Annotated in this window: 15 protein-coding genes; 7 read left to right on the top strand and 8 right to left on the bottom strand. The window is 69.7% G+C overall.

Annotated elements, in window-relative coordinates; translation table 11 throughout:
- Positions 1-794: 794 nt before the first annotated feature.
- Positions 795-1,967 (bottom strand): zinc-dependent alcohol dehydrogenase, encoded by a 1,173-nt coding sequence (locus MKK75_RS14965; protein ID WP_244043343.1) that lies wholly within the window; start codon positions 1,965-1,967, stop codon positions 795-797.
- A 263-nt stretch (positions 1,968-2,230) separates the two neighbouring features.
- Here MKK75_RS14965 and MKK75_RS14960 point away from each other — a divergent pair, with 263 nt between their 5' ends.
- The gene (locus MKK75_RS14960; RefSeq protein WP_244043342.1) at positions 2,231-3,343 is read left to right on the top strand and encodes an alkene reductase; all 1,113 of its coding nucleotides are present in this window, start codon (positions 2,231-2,233) and stop codon (positions 3,341-3,343) included.
- 271 nt (positions 3,344-3,614) lie between these two features.
- Here MKK75_RS14960 and MKK75_RS14955 read toward each other — a convergent pair whose 3' ends face one another.
- The 3 genes from MKK75_RS14955 to MKK75_RS14945 form a co-directional block, all read right to left on the bottom strand.
- Positions 3,615-3,914 (bottom strand): hypothetical protein, encoded by a 300-nt coding sequence (locus tag MKK75_RS14955; RefSeq protein WP_244043341.1) that lies wholly within the window; start codon positions 3,912-3,914, stop codon positions 3,615-3,617.
- Entirely contained in the window at positions 3,911-4,222 is a 312-nt protein-coding gene (locus MKK75_RS14950) for an EthD family reductase (RefSeq protein WP_244043340.1), read from the bottom strand. The genes MKK75_RS14955 and MKK75_RS14950 overlap by 4 nt, the downstream gene beginning before the upstream one ends.
- 343 nt (positions 4,223-4,565) lie before the next feature.
- A complete protein-coding gene (locus MKK75_RS14945) occupies positions 4,566-5,735 on the bottom strand; it encodes a hypothetical protein (RefSeq protein WP_409567571.1) in 1,170 nt (389 codons plus the stop codon).
- Positions 5,736-6,233: 498 nt separating this feature from the next.
- Here MKK75_RS14945 and MKK75_RS14940 point away from each other — a divergent pair, with 498 nt between their 5' ends.
- The 4 genes from MKK75_RS14940 (at position 6,234) to MKK75_RS14925 (ending at position 10,284) form a co-directional block, all read left to right on the top strand.
- Positions 6,234-7,622 carry a deoxyribodipyrimidine photo-lyase gene (locus tag MKK75_RS14940; protein WP_244043339.1) on the top strand — a complete coding sequence of 463 codons (1,389 nt, stop codon included), beginning with the start codon at positions 6,234-6,236 and terminating at the stop codon, positions 7,620-7,622.
- Positions 7,623-7,748: 126 nt separating this feature from the next.
- On the top strand, positions 7,749-9,128 hold the full coding sequence (locus MKK75_RS14935; protein WP_244043338.1) for a chloride channel protein: 1,380 nt from the start codon (positions 7,749-7,751) through the stop codon (positions 9,126-9,128).
- A 111-nt stretch (positions 9,129-9,239) separates the two neighbouring features.
- Positions 9,240-9,419, top strand: coding sequence for a DUF1328 domain-containing protein (locus tag MKK75_RS14930; RefSeq protein ID WP_007566531.1), 180 nt, complete (start codon positions 9,240-9,242; stop codon positions 9,417-9,419).
- A gap of 10 nt (positions 9,420-9,429) precedes the next feature.
- A complete protein-coding gene (locus MKK75_RS14925; RefSeq protein ID WP_244043337.1) occupies positions 9,430-10,284 on the top strand; it encodes an SDR family oxidoreductase in 855 nt (284 codons plus the stop codon).
- 11 nt (positions 10,285-10,295) lie between these two features.
- Here MKK75_RS14925 and MKK75_RS14920 read toward each other — a convergent pair whose 3' ends face one another.
- On the bottom strand, positions 10,296-11,255 hold the full coding sequence (locus tag MKK75_RS14920) for a cation diffusion facilitator family transporter (RefSeq protein WP_244043336.1): 960 nt from the start codon (positions 11,253-11,255) through the stop codon (positions 10,296-10,298).
- Between the two features lie 173 nt (positions 11,256-11,428).
- Here MKK75_RS14920 and MKK75_RS14915 point away from each other — a divergent pair, with 173 nt between their 5' ends.
- Complete coding sequence (locus tag MKK75_RS14915) at positions 11,429-11,866, top strand: HIT family protein (protein WP_244043335.1); 438 nt, start codon at positions 11,429-11,431, stop codon at positions 11,864-11,866.
- Position 11,867: 1 nt separating this feature from the next.
- Here the strand turns inward: MKK75_RS14915 and MKK75_RS14910 are convergent, their stop codons facing one another.
- The 3 genes from MKK75_RS14910 to MKK75_RS14900 all read right to left on the bottom strand — a co-directional run bounded on the left by MKK75_RS14910 (position 11,868) and on the right by MKK75_RS14900 (position 14,946).
- On the bottom strand, positions 11,868-12,272 hold the full coding sequence (locus tag MKK75_RS14910) for a PilZ domain-containing protein (RefSeq protein ID WP_244043334.1): 405 nt from the start codon (positions 12,270-12,272) through the stop codon (positions 11,868-11,870).
- Positions 12,273-12,535: 263 nt separating this feature from the next.
- Entirely contained in the window at positions 12,536-12,766 is a 231-nt protein-coding gene (locus tag MKK75_RS14905; protein ID WP_244043333.1) for a hypothetical protein, read from the bottom strand.
- A gap of 116 nt (positions 12,767-12,882) precedes the next feature.
- Complete coding sequence (locus MKK75_RS14900) at positions 12,883-14,946, bottom strand: NAD(+) synthase (RefSeq protein ID WP_244043332.1); 2,064 nt, start codon at positions 14,944-14,946, stop codon at positions 12,883-12,885.
- A gap of 414 nt (positions 14,947-15,360) precedes the next feature.
- On the opposite strand from MKK75_RS14900, the gene MKK75_RS14895 reads away from it, so the two are divergent.
- A partial coding sequence (locus MKK75_RS14895; protein WP_279593892.1) for a DNA translocase FtsK occupies positions 15,361-17,631 on the top strand: 2,271 nt, incomplete at its 3' end.

The raw sequence follows: 17,631 nt of genomic DNA, 5'->3' as shown, positions 1-17,631 counted from the left end.
GGAAGTCTTATTTGTTGACTGTACAGATTGGGTGTGCAAGAGAAAAATCGTCAATCTATGAGGCGAATAAAGCATACTTTAGTGAATCATTGGCACGGAAGGACCGCTGTCGGCACGTCTTGATTTTATCGATTCTAAAATTATTCTGGAAGGCACTGAAATCATGGGTCGTATGGAATAGGTATCGCCGCACGTAAGGCGCGAACGAACACCAGATATGCGCGGCGCGCCTAGCGTCGTCGCAGCCCAGCCGCGCACAAGGGGCTTCCGGTCGTCCAGATTTGGTCCGAGCCGATGCGACTCAGAGCCATGCCCGAGCGCGCTGCACAGGGTGCACGATACAAGACCGGGATGCCGCGGAAGGGCTGTCCCACCCACTCATCCTGAGGCGCCGGATCGGAGTGCCGGCCCCGAAGAAGCCCTCCAGCGGCTACCGCAATCCCTGTAGTTCTCCTTCGAGGCCGCTGACGCGGGCACCTCAAATGAGAGGTCGGGCAGGATCGCCCGATGACGCTGACCGCAGGTCCCTGTCGTGTTCCGTGGTGTCGCGATCGCGCGCGGCCCAGCCTTCGTTTCAACGCGCACGCCTGCGCCGAGCCGGTGTCCATTTCGACGGCGAGCGCTCCAGGCCGAGGCGCGTCCATCCGTATGATTCGCGGCGCCGTGCGACTCACGCGCGTGGATCGGGTTGTCGAGGCGGGATTGCCGAAGGCAGTACGACCGTGGACGTCCGGGCCGTCGATGACCGCCCGGAGACCACGTCGACTCACGATCTGAAACAGTCCCGCATCGCCTCAGAGATGGAACACCACCTTCACGCAGCCATCCGTCTTGTCTCGGAAGGCCTTGTAGAGGTCCGGCCCGTCCGTGAGGTCGTGCGAGCGGTGGGTGATCAGGCTGGTGGTGTCGATCTTGCCCTCCTGGATCAGCTTGGTCAGCGGCTCGAGGTAGCGCTTCACGTGGGTCTGGCCGCTCTTCAGGGTCAGGCCCTTCTGGACGATCGAGCCCATGTTGACCGGGATCGGGCCGCCGTAGACGCCGGGCACCGAGACGATCCCGCAGGGGCGCACCGCCTTGATCGCCTCGGCGAGCGCGTAGGGCCGCTCCGTGGCGGTGAGCTTCTCCTGCACCGTGGAGAGGATGCCGGTGAGGCCGCCATGGCCGGCGCTCGCCTCCATGCCGACGCAGTCGATCACGCCGTCGGCGCCCTGGCCCCTGGTGATCTCATTGATCCGCTCGAAGACGTCCTCGTTCATGAAGTCGATGACGTCGGTCGCCCCCGCCTTCCTGGCGAGCGCGATGCGCTCGGGCACCGTCTCGATGGCGATGATGCGCTCGGCCCCCATGATCTTGGCCGACTGGATGGCGAACAGGCCGACCGGCCCCGCACCCCAGATCGCGATCGTCTCGCCGCCCTGGATCTCGCAATGCTCGGCGCCCTGCCAGCCGGTGGGCAGGATGTCGGTGAGGAACAGGACCGACTCGTCGTCCATGCCGTCCGGCACCTTCATGGGCGCGACGTCGGCCATGGGCACGCGCACGTACTCGGCCTGTCCGCCCGCGTAGCCGCCGGTGAGGTGCGAGTAGCCGAACAGCCCGGCGGTCGTGTAGCCGAACTGTGCCGCCGCCATCTCGGCATTGCGGTTCGAGCGCTCGCAGACCGAGTAGTTGCCGAGCTTGCACTGCCGGCACGAGCCGCAGTTGATGTTGAACGGCACGACGATCCGGTCGCCCTTCTTGAACTTGGTGAAGCCCTGACCGACCTCGACGACCTCGCCCATGAACTCGTGGCCGAGCACGTCGCCGCTCTCCATGGTGGGCATCAGCCCATCCATCAGGTGGAGGTCCGAGCCGCAGATCGCGCAGCTCGTGACCTTGATGATCACGTCGCGGGAATCCTCGATCTTCGGATCGGGGACCGTATCGCAGCGGATGTCGTTGCGGCCGTGCCAGCACAGTGCCTTCATGGCGAGGGTCTCCAGATGTTCGCGGGGTGAGGGCCGAGCGCAGCCGTCTTCCCGGGTAAGTCCGGTCCGGTACGGCCAAGTTCCGATCCGCCGGCGTCGCCCTGGGGCCTATCGGAGATGCGATCCTCGGCGGAACCCGAAACCGGCCGTCACGGGTTATCGGCTCGGCGGGGCGCTCCGGCACTTCGCCGGGATGCAGCGTCGCGAGCCTTGAGCGCGCGGCCCGCATGCCGCCCATGTCCCGACGACGCCTGCGAGCCCCGATGTCGAACAACCCGATCCTTCAGCCCGTCACGATCGGTGGACTGAGCCTCAAGAACCGCATCGTGATGGCGCCGCTCACCCGCAGCCGTTCCGACAATGACGGCGTGCCGCCGGACTTCGCCGCCGATTATTACGGCCAGCGGGCGAGTGCCGGCCTGATCATCAGCGAGGCGACCAACATCTCGCCCCAGGCGGTCGGCTACGCCTACACGCCGGGGATCTGGTCCGACGCGCAGGTGGCGAGCTGGTCCCGGATCATCAGGATTGTCCACGCCAATGACGGGTTGATCTTCCTCCAACTCTGGCACACGGGCCGGATCTCGCATCCCGACCTCCAGCCGGGCGGCGGGCTCCCCGTCTCGGCCTCGGCGGTCAAGCCGGAGGGAACCGCCTTCACCCGCGAGGGCATGAAACCCCACGTGACGCCCCGCGCCCTGGAGACCGACGAGATCCCCGGCATCGTAGCCGATTACCGGCGCGCCGCGGAGAACGCCAAGCGCGCCGGGTTCGACGGTGTCGAGATCCACTCGGCCAACAACTACCTGCTGGAGCAGTTCGTCCGCGATTCGACCAACCGGCGGACCGACCGCTACGGCGGCTCGATCGAGAACCGGTTGCGCTTCCCGCTGGAGGTGGTCCAGGCCGTGACCGAAATCTGGGGCGGCGGCGGCCGGGTCGGCATCCGGATCTCGCCTGCCACGACGCAGCCCGGCGAGACGCCGCTCGATTCCGATCCGAACGCCACTTATGGCGCCTATCTCGACGCGCTCAACCGGTTCGGACTTCTCTACGTCCACGCGATCGAGGGCGTGACGCAGCAGGGCCGCGACGCGCCGGAAGGCGTCGACCTCGCGGCCCTGCGCCGCCGGTTCAAGGGCGCCTATATCGGCAACAACGGGCTGACCCTCGACCTCGCCGCGAAGGAGCTGGCCGAGGGACGGGCCGATCTGTTCAGCTTCGGCCGGCCGTACCTCGCCAATCCCGATCTCGTGGAGCGGTTCGCCACGGGCGCGCCCATTGCCGAAGCGCCCAAGGCCTATTGGTACGGCGGCGGAGCCAACGGCTATTCCGACTGGCCGGGCGTGAACGGGCCGGTTCCCGTGCGGCGGTGAGACGGCGCGCGGGGTCTGTCCATACGCGTGGGTTTATAAATGTTTCACGTGAAACAACTCTCTTAAGCCTTCTTTCACGGTCGAACGAATGGGCATCCACCCCATTCCCTTATCTGGAGGTGACTGCGCAGCGGGCCTCGAAGGAGAACTCCAGAGATCGCGATCGTATCGGGAGGGCTCCATCGAGACCTGCGCGTCGCTCCGGCACCTCAGGCTGAGGATATGGGTTGGACGGCCGTTCCGCGCGGAGCACCTTGGAGGCGCGGCCGCGTCACTCCGCGTCCGGCAGCGGATCACCGGTCCAGGTCGTCGCGAAGGCAGCGAGTTCCCGCGCCTCCGCGAAGGCCATGACGGGCACGTCCCGCTCGGCCGGCTCCGCACCCGGATAGGGTGCGAGGAGGATCTTCACCCGCGCGAGTCGGCCGCCGGGCGCATGAGCCGACAGCCACGCCTGCGCCTCAGGGGTCAGGTGCTCCGGCCCGTCCAGGGCCCGCGAGTCGCCCCGCAGGATGATGACGTAGGTGCCGAGGCTGGGATCGGCCCCCTGCACCGCCTTGACGATGTCGATCACGGGCTCTCCGCGAAATCGTTGATCTGGACCTGAGCCTGGGCCGGGGTGAAGTTCGGGATGTCGGCGAAGATTTCGTTGCCGTGGGCGGCCACGGCCTTCTGGAACGCGTCCGCCGACTCGAAGGTCAGCAGCGCCATGACCTGAAACGGCGCGCTGCCGCCATCCGGCGTCCCGGCACCCTTGACCACCTTGGCGTCGTGCAGGCCCAGCGCCGACCAGCGCTCCCGCACCAGCGGCATATGGTGGCCGAGGTAGTAGCCCATGTCGAATCTCGGGCCGGCCGGATACATCACGCTCACCAGAATCATGTCGTTCCTTCTCCCTGTCCGGGGTCCGGGCTGCCCATCAGAGGGCAAGCCGAGGGTCTTCTGTACGGCGTCCCGACAGCGGCGCGCCGCCGGGAGGAATCGGAGCACGCCGGTCGCCGTCCGGACGTCTCGGCTGCGTCGACCGACCAGAGGGCCGATCTAGGGCAACGGCGTGCGGAAGCGAGGGTTTCCGCGGTGTCCCGACGGGGCCACCAGAGCCTGTCGTCGGGAACGGGGCGCCTCCGGTCAGGCTCACCTACCCGTCGTGTGCCGGGGTTGTCGGCGGCCGGCCTCGACGGTCAATGGAACGTCCGGCGCTCAGCCTCTCCGGCCCCCAGCCGTCCTACGGCGCGCGTTTGGGCAAGCCGACATCCCCCACCGGCACGAATTTCTGCGCCCGCTTGCCGGTATCGACCTCGGTGGTGAAGACATCCCCGTGCGAATCGACCGCGAGGTTGTGGATCCAGTGGAACTGGCCCGCCATGCGCCCGTTCCGGCCGAAGGCGCCCACCACAGCGCCGGTCGCGCGCTCCAGGGTGCGGACCTCGTTGTTGGCCCCATCCGCGTTCAGCAGGTAGGTCTGGTCCGCGTCCGGCCACAGGGCCAGCTCCCAGACCGAGCCGTTGGCCCGGGTGTTCTTCGCGACGAAGAATTCCGTGACGAAGCTCCCGTCCTTCCTGAACACCTGGACCCGGTCGTTGGTCCGGTCGCAGACATAGACCAGCCCGTCCTTGGCGATCCGCACGCAGTGGACCGGGTTGGCGAATTGCCGGGCCGGGGCGGCCGCCGGATCGTAGGGGCCGAGCTTGTCGTCGGTCGGCGGCTTGCCGTAGGCGCCCCACATCCGCTTGAACGCGCCGGTGTCGCGATCGAACACGATGATGCGGTGGTTGTAGTAGCCGTCCGCCACGTAGACCTCGTTGGCCGCCATGTCGAAATCGACGTTGGCGGGCTTGCCGAGCCGGCTGGTGTCGCGGCTGTCGGTCTGCGGGCCGGACTTGCCGATCTGCAGCACGAACTTGCCCTCGGGCGTGAATTTCAGGAGCTGCCCGTCCGTGTCGCCGTTGCCGGCGATCCAGACGAAGCCCTGGCCATCGATCTGGATGCCGTGCTCGTTGGTCGGCCAGTCGTAGCCGGGGCCGGGGCCGCCCCAGCTCCGCAGCAGGGTCCCGGCCTGGTCGAACTCCAGCACCGGCGGGGCCGGCTTGCAGCATTTGGTCCGGGGTGGATCGAGGCTCGCGGCCTTCTCGTCGTCGGTGAGGGTGCGGGGCCGCTGGATGACCCAGACATGATCCTGCGCGTCCACCGCGACCCCCGCGGCCTGTCCCAGGATCCAGTCGTTCGGCAGCGGCTTCGGCCAAGCGGGATCGACCTGGAAGCGCGGCGGCTCCGCGGCCGGTGCGGGGGTGACGAGGGCGAGCAGGCCGACGAGGGCCGGCAGTGCGGCAGAAATCCGGTTCGCGATTCTCACGGCGTGTCCTCCCGCGCCTGTTCCGGCGCTCCGCGCCAGCATGGCGGCAGGACCCGTCGTGATCCAGGGGGCCGAAGGTGGTCCGGTGACAGCAGCCCCGGGACCATCCGGACAGAAAAAAGGCCACTCCACGAGGGAGCGGCCCGAAGTCTAGGGAGGAAACGCCCAAGAAGGGCTGCGAGACCGCGACGCCATCGCCGTCCCGCGCTGCACAATCTGCGCGCTCGGTTGAAATTTTCAAGGTCATCAGGACAGCAGGGCTGTCCTTTTGTGCGTCTGCACACGCATCCGCGCGACTCTGTGTTGAAAATGCCGCAGGCTCGCGAAGTCCCGTCGACTTCAGAATTCCCGGCTCTAGCCCGGATCGATCGGTCGTTAAGTCGCTGACAAAGCGCGGGTTTGGGCTGTCGATCCCGGCACCGGCCATGCCGCTCGATTGCACGCGGGCATGTCTGCGCCACGCAGAGACGAAGCTGAACGCTGCGCTAGCTCTCCGGCCAAGTCTCTACCGCGCGGTGCGAAGCAGGGATCAGGGTGAGCATGGCGATCCAGGGCGAGCGTATTCGGGTTCTCAACGATGTCGAGCCGCGCGAGGACGGGGCTTACGTGCTCTATCTCCTGCAGCAGGCCAACCGGGCGAAGTTCAACCCCGCGCTGGAACTCGCCATCGAGGAGGCGAACCGCCTGGATCTGCCGGTGGTCGCCTGTTTCGGCCTGCTCGACGGCGCCAGCGGCTTCCCCGAGGCCAATGCCCGGCACTACGCCTTCCTTCTGCAGGGTCTCGCGGATGCGAAGGCCGGCCTGGAGAAGCGGGGGATCGGCTTCGTGATGCGCAAGGCCTCGCCCTCCAAGGTCGCCATCGATCTCGCCAAGGACGCCGCGCTCCTCGTCCTCGATCGGGGCTACCTCGCGATCCAGAAGGGCTGGTACGCGGAGATCACACAGGCGGTGAAGACACGGATCGTCCAGGTCGAGGGCGACGTGGTGGTGCCGGTCGAGACGGCCTCGAAGAAGCACGAATACGCCGCCCGAACCCTGCGTCCGAAACTGAACAAGCTCTGGGATCCGTTCATCGCCGATCTGAGGCCGCGCAAGCCGAAGCATGCGGCCGGCAAGCTCAAGCTGAAAAGCGCCATCGACGTCTCGGATCCCGGGGCGGTGCTCGCCGGGATGACCCTCGACCGGGTGGTGGGGCCGGTGAAGCGCTTTACCGGCGGCGAGACCGAAGCCCGCAAGCGCCTGCAGGCCTTCCTGAAGGACGGATTCGCGGGCTACGGCGCGGACCGCAACATGCCGGAGGCGGCGGCGGCCTCGCACATGAGCCCCTACCTGCATTTCGGCCAGATCTCGCCCGTGGAGATCGCCCTGGCGGTGCGCGCGGCCAAGGCGGGCGACGACGACGACCGCGGCGCCTACCTGGAGGAACTGGTCGTCCGGCGCGAACTCGCGATGAACCACGTGTTCTACACGGAGGGCTACGATTCCTACGAGTCGGCCGTTCCGGACTGGGCGCGCAAGACGCTCGCGGAGCACGCGGAGGATAAACGCCCGCACGCCTACTCGGAGAAGCAACTGGCGGCCGGCGAGACCCACGACCGCTACTGGAACGCTGCGATGCAGGAGATGCGCGAGACCGGCTACATGCACAACCAGCTGCGGATGTACTGGGGCAAGAAGATTCTGGAATGGTCCCCTTCGCCCGAGGAGGGGTTCGCCCGCACGCTCCGGCTCAACAACCGCTACTTCCTCGATGGGCGCGACGCGAATTCCTTCACCAACGTCGCCTGGGTCTACGGCCTGCACGATCGCCCCTGGCAGAAGCGGAAGGTTTTCGGGACCGTCCGCTACCAGAGCGAGAACTCGCTGAAGAAGTTCGACGCCAAGGCGTATGTGAAGGCGGTGGAGCGGCTGTGTGAGGCCGAGGGGTGAGGGCTGTCGCCGGGCGGTACGTGGAGCCCGCAACCTGTACATCGTGGACTTCGGGCCATGACCTGGGCCATTTCCCCGCGGTTGCGGTATAGCCTCCTTACCGACAGCGCGGGTACATGCTCGATCATGGTGGACACACGGGACGACGTGCGGGCAACGACCGGCTCCCCCCGCCCGCGGCGCTCCCGCTACCGCCGCTCGATCATGCGCCTGCGCTCGGCCTCGCTGGAGGCCTACCCGCTCTGGCGCGGGCGGATGCTGTTCCTCGCCGGGGGCATCTGCGTCGGCCTCGCCGCCGTGCTGATGGCCAAGGGGGCGGACCTCGCCCAGGACGGGTTCCGGCGGATCATCGCGCCCTCGCCGCTGATCGCCCTGGTGCTGACGCCCGCGGGTTTCGCGCTGGCCGCGCTTCTGGCCCGGACGGTGTTCCCGAACTCGCAAGGGTCCGGCATCCCGCAGGTGATCGCCGCCCGGCACGCCCGGGATGCGCGCTTCCGGTTCTCGCTGATCTCCCCGCGGGTGGCCTTCGGCAAGGTGATGGTGCTGTTCTTGGGCCTGCTCTGCGGCGCCTCCGCGGGCCGCGAGGGACCGACCGTGCAGGTCGGCGCCGCCATCATGGCGGCCTTCGGCCGGCTGACGCCGGACCGCCTGCCGGGCCTGCTGCTGGCGGGCGGCGCCGCCGGCGTCGCGGCGGCCTTCAACACCCCGCTCGCCGGCATCGTGTTCGGCATCGAGGAACTGGGCCGGGCCTACGAGGCGCGCTCCTCCGGGCTGATCGTCGCCGGGATCGTGGCGGCCGGCCTGACCTCCCTGTGGCTCCTGGGCAATTACACCTATTTCGGCACCACCCAGGCCGAGCTGCCCTTCGCGGCGAGTTGGGTCGTGCTTCTGATCGCCGCCGCCGGGGGGCTGGCGGGCGGCCTGTTCAGCCGGATCGTGATCCTGTTCGCCTGGGGGCTGCCGGGACGGACCGGCCGCCTGATCCGGGCCCGGCCGATCCTGTTCGCGGCCGCCTGCGGCTTGTGCGTCGCCCTGTGCGGCCTCGCCTCCGGCGGAACGGCCTACGGCACCGGCTACGAGGAGGCCCGGAATATCCTCCACGGCGATGCGGCGGCCGGCTGGTCCTACGCGCCGCTGAAGTTCGCCGCCACGGTGCTCAGCTCGATCAGCGGCATCCCCGGCGGCCTGTTCGCGCCGTCGCTCGCGGTCGGGGCCGGCCTCGGCGGCACGGTCCACGGCTTCCTGCCCGACATGCCGGTGGGCGCCCTCGTGCTGATCGGCATGGTCGCCTACCTCACCGGCGTGCTCCAGGCGCCGATCACCAGCTTCGTCATCGTCACCGAGATGACCCAGAACCACGCGATGATGATCCCGCTGATGGTGGCCGCCCTCGTCTCCGACGCTGCCTCGAAGGCGGTCTGCCGGGGCGGGCTCTACCACACGCTGGCCGAGATCATGCTGGAGCGCGCCGACGTGCCGGCGCAGCCGGTGAGCAAGACCGCCTGACCGGTCTTGAGAAAATAAGCGGCTCGGGGCGGATTCGGCGGAACGGTCTCGCTTGGCGTCGGTTGAGGCAACGAAACTCGGCCCCGTCGTCGGGCCCCGCGGAGTGACGCCATGACCCTCCTGAAATGGGCCCTCATCTGCTTCGTGATCTCGCTGATCGCCGGCGGCCTCGGCTTCACCGGCATCGCCTCGGGGGCGGGTTCGCTCGCCCGGATCCTGTTCGGCCTGTTCCTGCTGGTCGCCATCGTGATCGTGGTCATCGCCTTCGCGGTCGGCCAGGCGGTGTTCTGAGGGCGGCGCGATGCGCGGGAAGGTCTGTCTCGTCACTGGGGCGACCAACGGCATCGGCTACGAGACGGCGCTCGGACTGGCGCGCCTGGGCGCGCGGGTCGGCCTCGTGGGGCGCGATCCCGGAAAGACCCGGGCCAGCGCCGCGCGCATCCGCGCCGCGGTGCCGGGCGCAACGATCGATCCGCACGTCGCCGATCTCTCGGCCCAGGCCGAGATCCGGCGGCTCGCCGGAACGCTGAGCGCGGCCTATCCACGACTCGACGTACTGGTGAACAATGCCGGTGCGATCTTCGACCACCGGACGCTCACTGTCGACGGGATCGAGCGCACCTGGGCGCTGGACCACCTGGGCTACGTGCTACTGACGCTGGACCTCCTCGACACGCTCAAGGCCTCGGCGGCGGCCGGCGGCAAGCCGCGGATCGTGAACGTCGCCTCCGCGGCCCATTACCGGGGGCACATCGATTTCGACGACATCGAGGGCGCCCGGCGCTATGGGGCCATGCGGGCCTACGCGCAGGCCAAGCTCGGCAACGTGCTGTTCACCTACGCGCTCGCCCGGCGGCTGCGGGGCGACGGCATCACCGTGAACGCCTTGCATCCCGGGGTGATCAACACGGGCTTTGCCCGGAACACCGCCGGCCTGTTCGGCACCGCGTGGGCGCTGATGCGGCCGTTCCTCACCACGCCCGAGAAGGGCGCGCAAACCTCCCTCCACGTGGCGAGCGCCCCGGAGCTCGACGGCGTCACCGGCCGCTACTTCTCCCATTCAACGCCCAAGACCTCCTCGGCGGAGAGCCGTGACGAGGCCGTGCAGGAGCGGGTCTGGGCGCTGAGCCTGAAGCAGGTCGGACGGAGCGACTGAGCCGCCACCGCTCACGCCGCGCGCCGCACCCCGTGATCCCCCTGCTGCTGAATCTCGATGAACACCCGGGTCACGTCCGGATTGCGCTGCTTCAGCGCCCGGTCGAGGCGGGTCACGAGGCCCTCGACATCGCCCGCGCTCACATCGTCGGCCATGTCGATGCTGAGATTGACCAGGATGTCGGAGGGGCCGAGGTGCTGGGTCAGCACCTCGTTGACATGAAGCACCCCCGCCTCGGCCCGGGCCAGCTCAAGGATCGCCGCGACGACCTCGGGATCCGCGGCCTCGCCGATCAGCAGGCCGTGGGTCTCGACCATCAGGAAGCCGGCCATCCCGATCAGCACGAGGCCGATCCCCACCGAGGCCCAGCCGTCGAGGCTCGGCATCTCCAGGAAGTGGCCGAGCCCGATGCCCGCCAGCGCGATCAGGAGGCCGATCAGCGCGGCCGCGTCCTCGGCCAGCACCGTGAACAGGGTCGGGTCCTTGCTGCGCCGGATCGCCCGCACGGCCGAGTGCTTGCCCTTCTCGGCCCAGAACTGGCGCATCGCCACGAAGAACGAGGTGCCCTCGGCCGCGATGGCGAATCCTAAGATCGCGACGTTCACCCAGATCCCGGGCAGCCGGTAGCCGAACAACGTGGCGTCCACGTCCGGCTCGGGGTGGCGGACCCGCTCGATCCCCTCGTAGACCGCGAAGACGCCGCCGCCGAGGAAGATCATCAGCGCGACCACGAAGGCGTAGAAGTAGATCTCGCGGCCGTAGCCGAACGGGTGGCGCTCGTCGGCCGGCCGCTCGGACCGCTTCATGCCGACGAGCAGCAGAACTTGGTTGGCCGTGTCGACCAGCGAATGCACGCCCTCGGCGAGCATCGCGGTCGAGCCGGTCAGCGCCCCGCCGACGAACTTCGCCGCCGCGATGGCGAGATTGGCGCCCGCCGCCGCGTAGATCGCCCCCGTGCTCTCATGCGCCATCCGGTCAATCCCTCGAACCCGGTCCCCACGGGTGCGCGATGCCTGCCCGATCGCGGGCGCCGCGCCACTTCCACCGCGGCGGTGCAAGCGTTCCGGCGCGCGGCCGGTTCCCGTGTGGACGCGGCTGTCCGGCCCGTGCAACCTGCGCCGATACCCCGTGTCCCGGAGCCATCATGGCCGACGCTCAGTACGACCCCGACAACATCTTCGCCAAGATCCTGCGCGGCGAGATCCCCTGCCACCGCGTCTACGAGGACGCGCAGACGCTGGCCTTCATGGACGTGATGCCCCAGGGCGAGGGCCACACCCTGGTGATCCCGAAGGCGCCGGCCCGCGGCCTGCTCGACGCCGAGCCCGAATCGCTTGGCGCCCTGATGGCGAGCGTCCAACGGGTCGCCCGGGCCGTGAAGGCGGCGTTCCAGGCCGACGGGCTGACCCTGTTCCAGTTCAACGAGCCGGCCGGCGGCCAGACCGTGTTCCACCTGCACGTCCACGTCATCCCGCGGCGCGAGGGCGTGCCGCTGAAGCGTCACGAGGGCGGCATGGCCGACAACGCGGTCCTGGCCGAGCACGCGGCGCGGATCCGCGCGGCACTCGAGGCGCAGGGCTAGATCAGGCCGCGCTCGCCGAATCGCCCTGGGCCATGCTGGCGAGCAGCCGGCGCAGGGCGGCGTTCTCGGTCTCCAGCTCGCTCACGCGCCGCAGCAGCATGGTCACGGAGGCCTCGCTGGCGGCCGGATCGGGCGCCGCCGGAGGCGGGGCCCGGGCGGGGTCCTCGAAGGTCACGCCGATCCCGTCCTCCCGCCGCCAGCGCAGGGTGGCCCGGTAGGTGCGGTCCTTCTGCGGGATGTACAGGTCGAACGCCTCGGGCAGCGTCGCGGTGTCGCTCATGACCAGGCGCGCGCCGGACGAGGACATGTCGCGCACGAGGCAGTCGAAGCTGGACGATCCGTTGTTGAAGACGATGCGGCCCTTGAGGAAGACCCTCTGGCGCGTCTCTCGGCGGTGCTCCGACATGCGGGCGGCTCCGGAAGGCTGACGATTCGACGCATCCTGCACGGCAGCTCTTAAGGAATCTTCGTCGGGATATCGGACTCCGGGCCTAATTCGCGGGCGGATACCGGTAGAGATCGGCGTTGAGACAGTTTCTCGCCAGCGGCCGGGATGGATGGCAGCCACCGGTCCCGCTCCTCTCCCTCGCCCCGCCTGCGGGGAGAGGGGGATCCGCGGCACGGCGCGTCCTCTTTCTTGCAACGGCAATCCGCGAACCAGCAGCCTCCTCACGCCATGAAGCGCCGGTCCATGGTCTGGAACAGGTAGAAGCCGTTGAAGCGAACGGCCGTATCGGCGGCCCGGTCGTCGAAGTCGCGGGGCTGTCGGCTGCCGTCGCAGAGCTTGCCGCCGAAGGTCCACCGGCCGGCGCCGATGAAGGCCGGGACGGTACTCGCCTCCGGCACCGCGCAGCAGAGGCCTTCCTCGCCCTTGAGCTGGAACAGGTTGTAGCTTCGCATCCGAAGTCCTCCGCCTGGCCGCCCTCGAAGCCGATCGTTCCCAGTCCAGAATCCTGCACTGCGAAGAATCAGCTTGACCGTGCTCTTAATGGCACAATCCGTCGAGTTTGTGACGGTCACGTTTCAGGGACGTTTCGGTTCAGCTCATCGAGCCAGATCCGCGCCGACCCGTCCGAGGGCGCCCGCCAGTCGCCCCGCGGCGACAAAGAGCCGCCGGCCGAGACCTTCGGACCGTTCGGGAGCGCCGAGCGCTTGAACTGGCTGAAGCCGAAATAGCGGGTCAGGAACACCCCGAGCCAGCGGCGGATCTCGGGGAGGTCGTAGGCGACCCGCTTGGCCTCGGGGAAGTCCGGCGCCCAGAAGCCGCGCTCCTTGTCGCCCCAGGCGTGCAGCGCCAGAAAGGCGATCTTCGAGGGCCGGAACCCGTAGCGCAGCGTGAAGAACAGGTTGAAATCCTGCAGCGCGTAGGGGCCGATCGTGGCTTCCGTGCTCTGCGGGGTGTCGTCCTGGTCCATCGGCACCAGCTCGGGGGAGATCTCGGTGTCGAGGATCGCCTGCAGGGTGCGCGCCTCCTCGGGACCGACCTCGCCGTTGCCGATCGCCCAGCGGATCAGGTGCTGGATCAGGGTCTTGGGTACGCCGGCATTGACCGCGTAATGGCTCATCTGGTCGCCGACGCCGTAGGTGCACCAACCGAGCGCCAGTTCCGAGAGGTCGCCGGTGCCCACCACGATACCGCCCGCGTGGTTGGCGAGGCGAAACAGGTAATCGGTGCGCAGGCCCGCCTGCACGTTCTCGAAGGTCACGTCGTAGACCGCTGCGCCCTTCGCGAAGGGATGGTTCATGTCGGTGAGCATCTGCCGAGCGGCCGGGCGGATATCGATCTCGGCGGCCGTGCAGCCGAGCGCCTTCATGAGCGCGTGGGCGTTGGCCTTGGTGGCGTTCGAAGTGGCGAAGCCCGGCAGCGTGTAGGCCAGGATGTCCGAGCGCGGATAGCCGAGGCGGTCGAAGGCCTTGGCGATCACGATCAGCGCGTGGGTCGAATCGAGGCCGCCCGAGACGCCGATGATGGCCTTGCGGGTGCCGGTGGCCTCCAGCCGCTGCGCGAGGCCGGCCACCTGGATGTTGTAGGCCTCGTAGCAATCCTGCGCGAGGCGCGTCGGATCGGCCGGCACGAAGGGGAAGCGCTCGATCCGGCGGATCAGGCCGAGATCCGCCTCCGGCGGGTCGAGCCGGAACGGGATCCGGCGATAGGCGAGGGCGTGGCGCCTTGCGTCGTCGTCGAAGCTGCCGGCCTGGAGGCGCTCCTGGGCGATCAGGTCGAGGTCGATATCGGCCATCGTGGCCACCGGGTGTTCGGGGAAGCGCCGGCCCTCGGCGAGGCGCACGCCGAGTTCGTCGATGCTGGTCTGGCCGTCCCAGGACAGGTCGGTGGTCGATTCTCCCTGGCCGGCGGCGGCGTAGACATACGCGCAGGCGCCGCGCATCGCTGCCGCCCGGGACAGGAGCGCCCGCGACTCGGCCCGGCCGACCGTGATCGGGCTGCCGGAGAGGTTCGCCAGCACCGTGGCGCCCGCGAGCGCCGCGCGCATGCCGGGGGAGTCCGGCACCCACAGGTCCTCGCAGATCTCCACGCCGACCACGAGGCCCGGCAGGTCCTCGGCGGGAAACAGCAGGTCGGTGCCGAAGGGCACCTCGAAGCCCGCGACCCGGATCGTCTCCCCGGCGATTCCGGCGCCGGACGCGAAATGGCGCTTCTCGTAGAACTCCCGGTAGTTCGGCAGGAAGGTTTTTGGGACCACGCCCAGCAGGCGACCGCCCTGGATGGCGAGCGCGCAGTTATAGACCCGGTGGCGCCAGCGCAGCGGCGCGCCGACCAGCAGCAACGGCCGCAGGGAGGCCGATTCGGCGATCACCCGGGCGGCGGCGGCCTCGACCGCATCGAGCAGGGTCTGCTGGAGCAGCAGGTCCTCGATCGCGTAGGCCGAGAGGCCGAGTTCGGTGAAAACCGCGAGCGCTGCACCTGATTCATGGCAGGTCTGCGCGAGGGCGAGCACCGCGTCGGCGTTGCGCTCGGGCTCCGCCGGATGGCTGCGGCCCGTGCAGGCCGCGACCCGGGCGAAGCCGTGGCGGTAGAGGGAGCGGAATCGCGTCGGCGAGGCGGAGGTGGGTTGAGACACGGGCACCTGTCCGGATCCGGGGCGGCTGCCGGCATCATAGGGCATCCGACCCCATTCCGGCGACGCATTGCCGGTGCCCGGGATGCAGGCTCGCCGTTCGATGGGTGACGCCGGAGGGGGCGGACGGCTCCAGACGGTATCGCGTACCAACGGACGAGGCGTTTGAAGGCCTTTCCAGGGAGGCCGTCCGCGACGAGAATGCGCCACATTTTCTCGGATCCGCCAAGCTCCTGATCGAGCCCTTCGGCGATGCGGTTCGTCCGCTGCCTAGCGCGAGCGGCGCGTGACGCGGGCGGCCCACGAGGTTGCCGCCAGATGGCCCCGCGGCAAGCCTCCATTAACGACGAATGGCCTAATTCAGGGACAGCCGCCGCCCACCGGCGGATCCCTGTTTCGAGTATCGTTCGAGAACCCATGCGCGCATCGGGACGGCCTCCGTACTCCCACCGTGACCCCGCCCGCCCGGTGCGCGGCGGCGACCGCTCGGGCCTCTCCCTGGGAGCCCTGGCGCACCGGCTGATGGCGCTCCGCGCCAGCCTCACCCGACGCCTGTCCGGCACCCCGGCCGGGCTGCCCGCGCGGCCGGCCTACGGCGCCCCCGGGCGCCGGGCGGAGCCGAGCTGGCTGACCGCGCCGGCCGCCATGGTCGGGCGCGACGCGCAGGAGCGCCCCGCCCGCCCGCGCGTCGCGCCGCCCGAGCACGTCTGGCCGGACGAGGTCTTCGACGACCGGGCGCGCCTCGATGCGCCGGAGGCCCCGGTGTTCGAGAGCCGGATCGACCGCGGCGCCTCCACGCCGGGCGTGCTGGTGCGCCAGCCGCGCCGGCCCGCCGCCATCGCCCCCGATCATGCTGCGGACATTGTGCCGACGCGCACCCCTGTCGCCGCGCCGCTTCCGGCCATGACGCCCTCGGCCGTGCGCTACACCCGCACCCCCGACACGGTCCTGCAGGAGCGCCGCCAGCGCGCCCTGGAGGCCGAGCGCGTCGCCCTGGAGCGCGCCCGCGCCGAGGCGCAGGCCGCAGCCCTCGCGCAGGAGACCGAGCGGGCCGCCCGCGAGCAGGCGGAGCAGGATCAGGCTGAGCGGGCGCGGACCGTCGAAGCGCAGGTCGGGCAGGCCGTGGCCGTCCCGTCCGGCCCAGAAGCCGAGGTCGTGCCGCTGTGGCGCCAGCCCTTCGTCGCCCCGCCGGGCGTCCGCTTCTTCCGCACGCCGGACCGTCGCCCGGTCCGTCCCGCCGTCGAGCTGTCCGCCTCGACGGCCATGATCGCTCCGGTGGCCGCCGCTCCCATCGCTCTTGAGCCGGCTATCCAGGAGGTCGTCGCCCGGGGGGCTGGCGCCGGAGCGGCCGATGCCGAAGCGGCTCAGCCCGAGACGATCGCGGCCTCCGCCCAGGATTGGTCCGACCTGCCGGACTGGTCGGAGGTCCAGCCCTGGTTCGGCGGCGGCGACTGGTCGTCCGTGGAGGCCTGGGCGGCGCTGGAGCCGCAGGTGCCCGAGGCTGCTCCCGCACCGGTCACCACCTCCGAGGCCGTCGCCATGCCGCCGCGCCCGGTCTACGTCCTCGACCGGCTCGTGCGGTTCGATCAGCCGCCGCGCCCCGCCGATGGGCAGGACAATGGCCGGATGCCCGCGCCCGAACCCGCGCGGAGCGATGCCGCGGAGGCGACGATCCGCAGCGCGTTCCTGCCGCCCGCCGCGGCGGCGGCCGGCCTGTCGCTGGTCTTCGGCCCGGGCAGCGCCGCAACGGAACTTCCGGCTGCCGCCGAGACGCCGCGACGCGCGCCGATGCTCAACGCCATGGCGGCCCGCGCAGCGATCCGGGCGGCCGGCCAGCCGAGCGCGCCGGCGGCTGCCCTGGTCCAACCCGAGGCTGCGCCCGCACCGATGGCATCCGATCTGGAGGGGATTGAAGCCGAGCGGGTGGTTATCCCGATGACCCCACGCCCGGTCCTGCTTCGGGGCAAGCTGGCGCCCCAGCCCGAGCCGGCTCCGGCCCAGATCCAGGTTGAGAGCGAGGCTGAGATCGAAGTCGAAGCCGCGCCGATCCCCGAGGCGATCGAGCCGGTCGCCGCCGCGCCGGCCGCGCTGCCCATGGTCGCGCCCCGGGCGCACCTGATCCCGGCCGGCCGGCATCTCGAGATCGCGCCGATCGAGAACGCCGATTACGCGCTCCCCGCCCTCGAACTGCTCGCCCTGCCGGCGCCCGGCGGCGCCGCAGAGGTCGATGCCGACGTGCTGGAGCAGAACGCCCTCAACCTGCAGCAGACGGTCCAGGATTTCGGCGTGCGCGGCGACATCCTGGCGGTGCGGCCTGGCCCGGTCGTCACCCTGTACGAGCTCGAGCCCGCGCCGGGCACCAAGTCCAGCCGCGTGATCGGCCTGTCGGACGACATCGCCCGCTCCATGTCGGCGGTCTCGGCCCGCGTGGCGGTCGTGCCCGGCCGCAACGTCATCGGCATCGAATTGCCGAACGAGACCCGCGAGACCGTCTACCTGCGCGAGCTTCTGGCCTCGGCCGACTTCGCCGAGAGCAAGCACAAGCTGGCCCTGTGCCTCGGCAAGAATATCGGCGGCGAGCCAATCATCGCCGACCTCGCGCGCATGCCGCACCTCTTGGTCGCCGGCACCACCGGCTCGGGCAAGTCGGTGGCGATCAACACCATGATCCTCAGCCTGCTCTACCGG

The organism is Methylobacterium sp. J-030 (assembly GCF_022829545.1).
Classification (GTDB): domain Bacteria; phylum Pseudomonadota; class Alphaproteobacteria; order Rhizobiales; family Beijerinckiaceae; genus Methylobacterium.
Note: the sequence above shows the minus strand (reverse complement) of the source record. Positions and strands in the feature narration are given on the sequence as shown.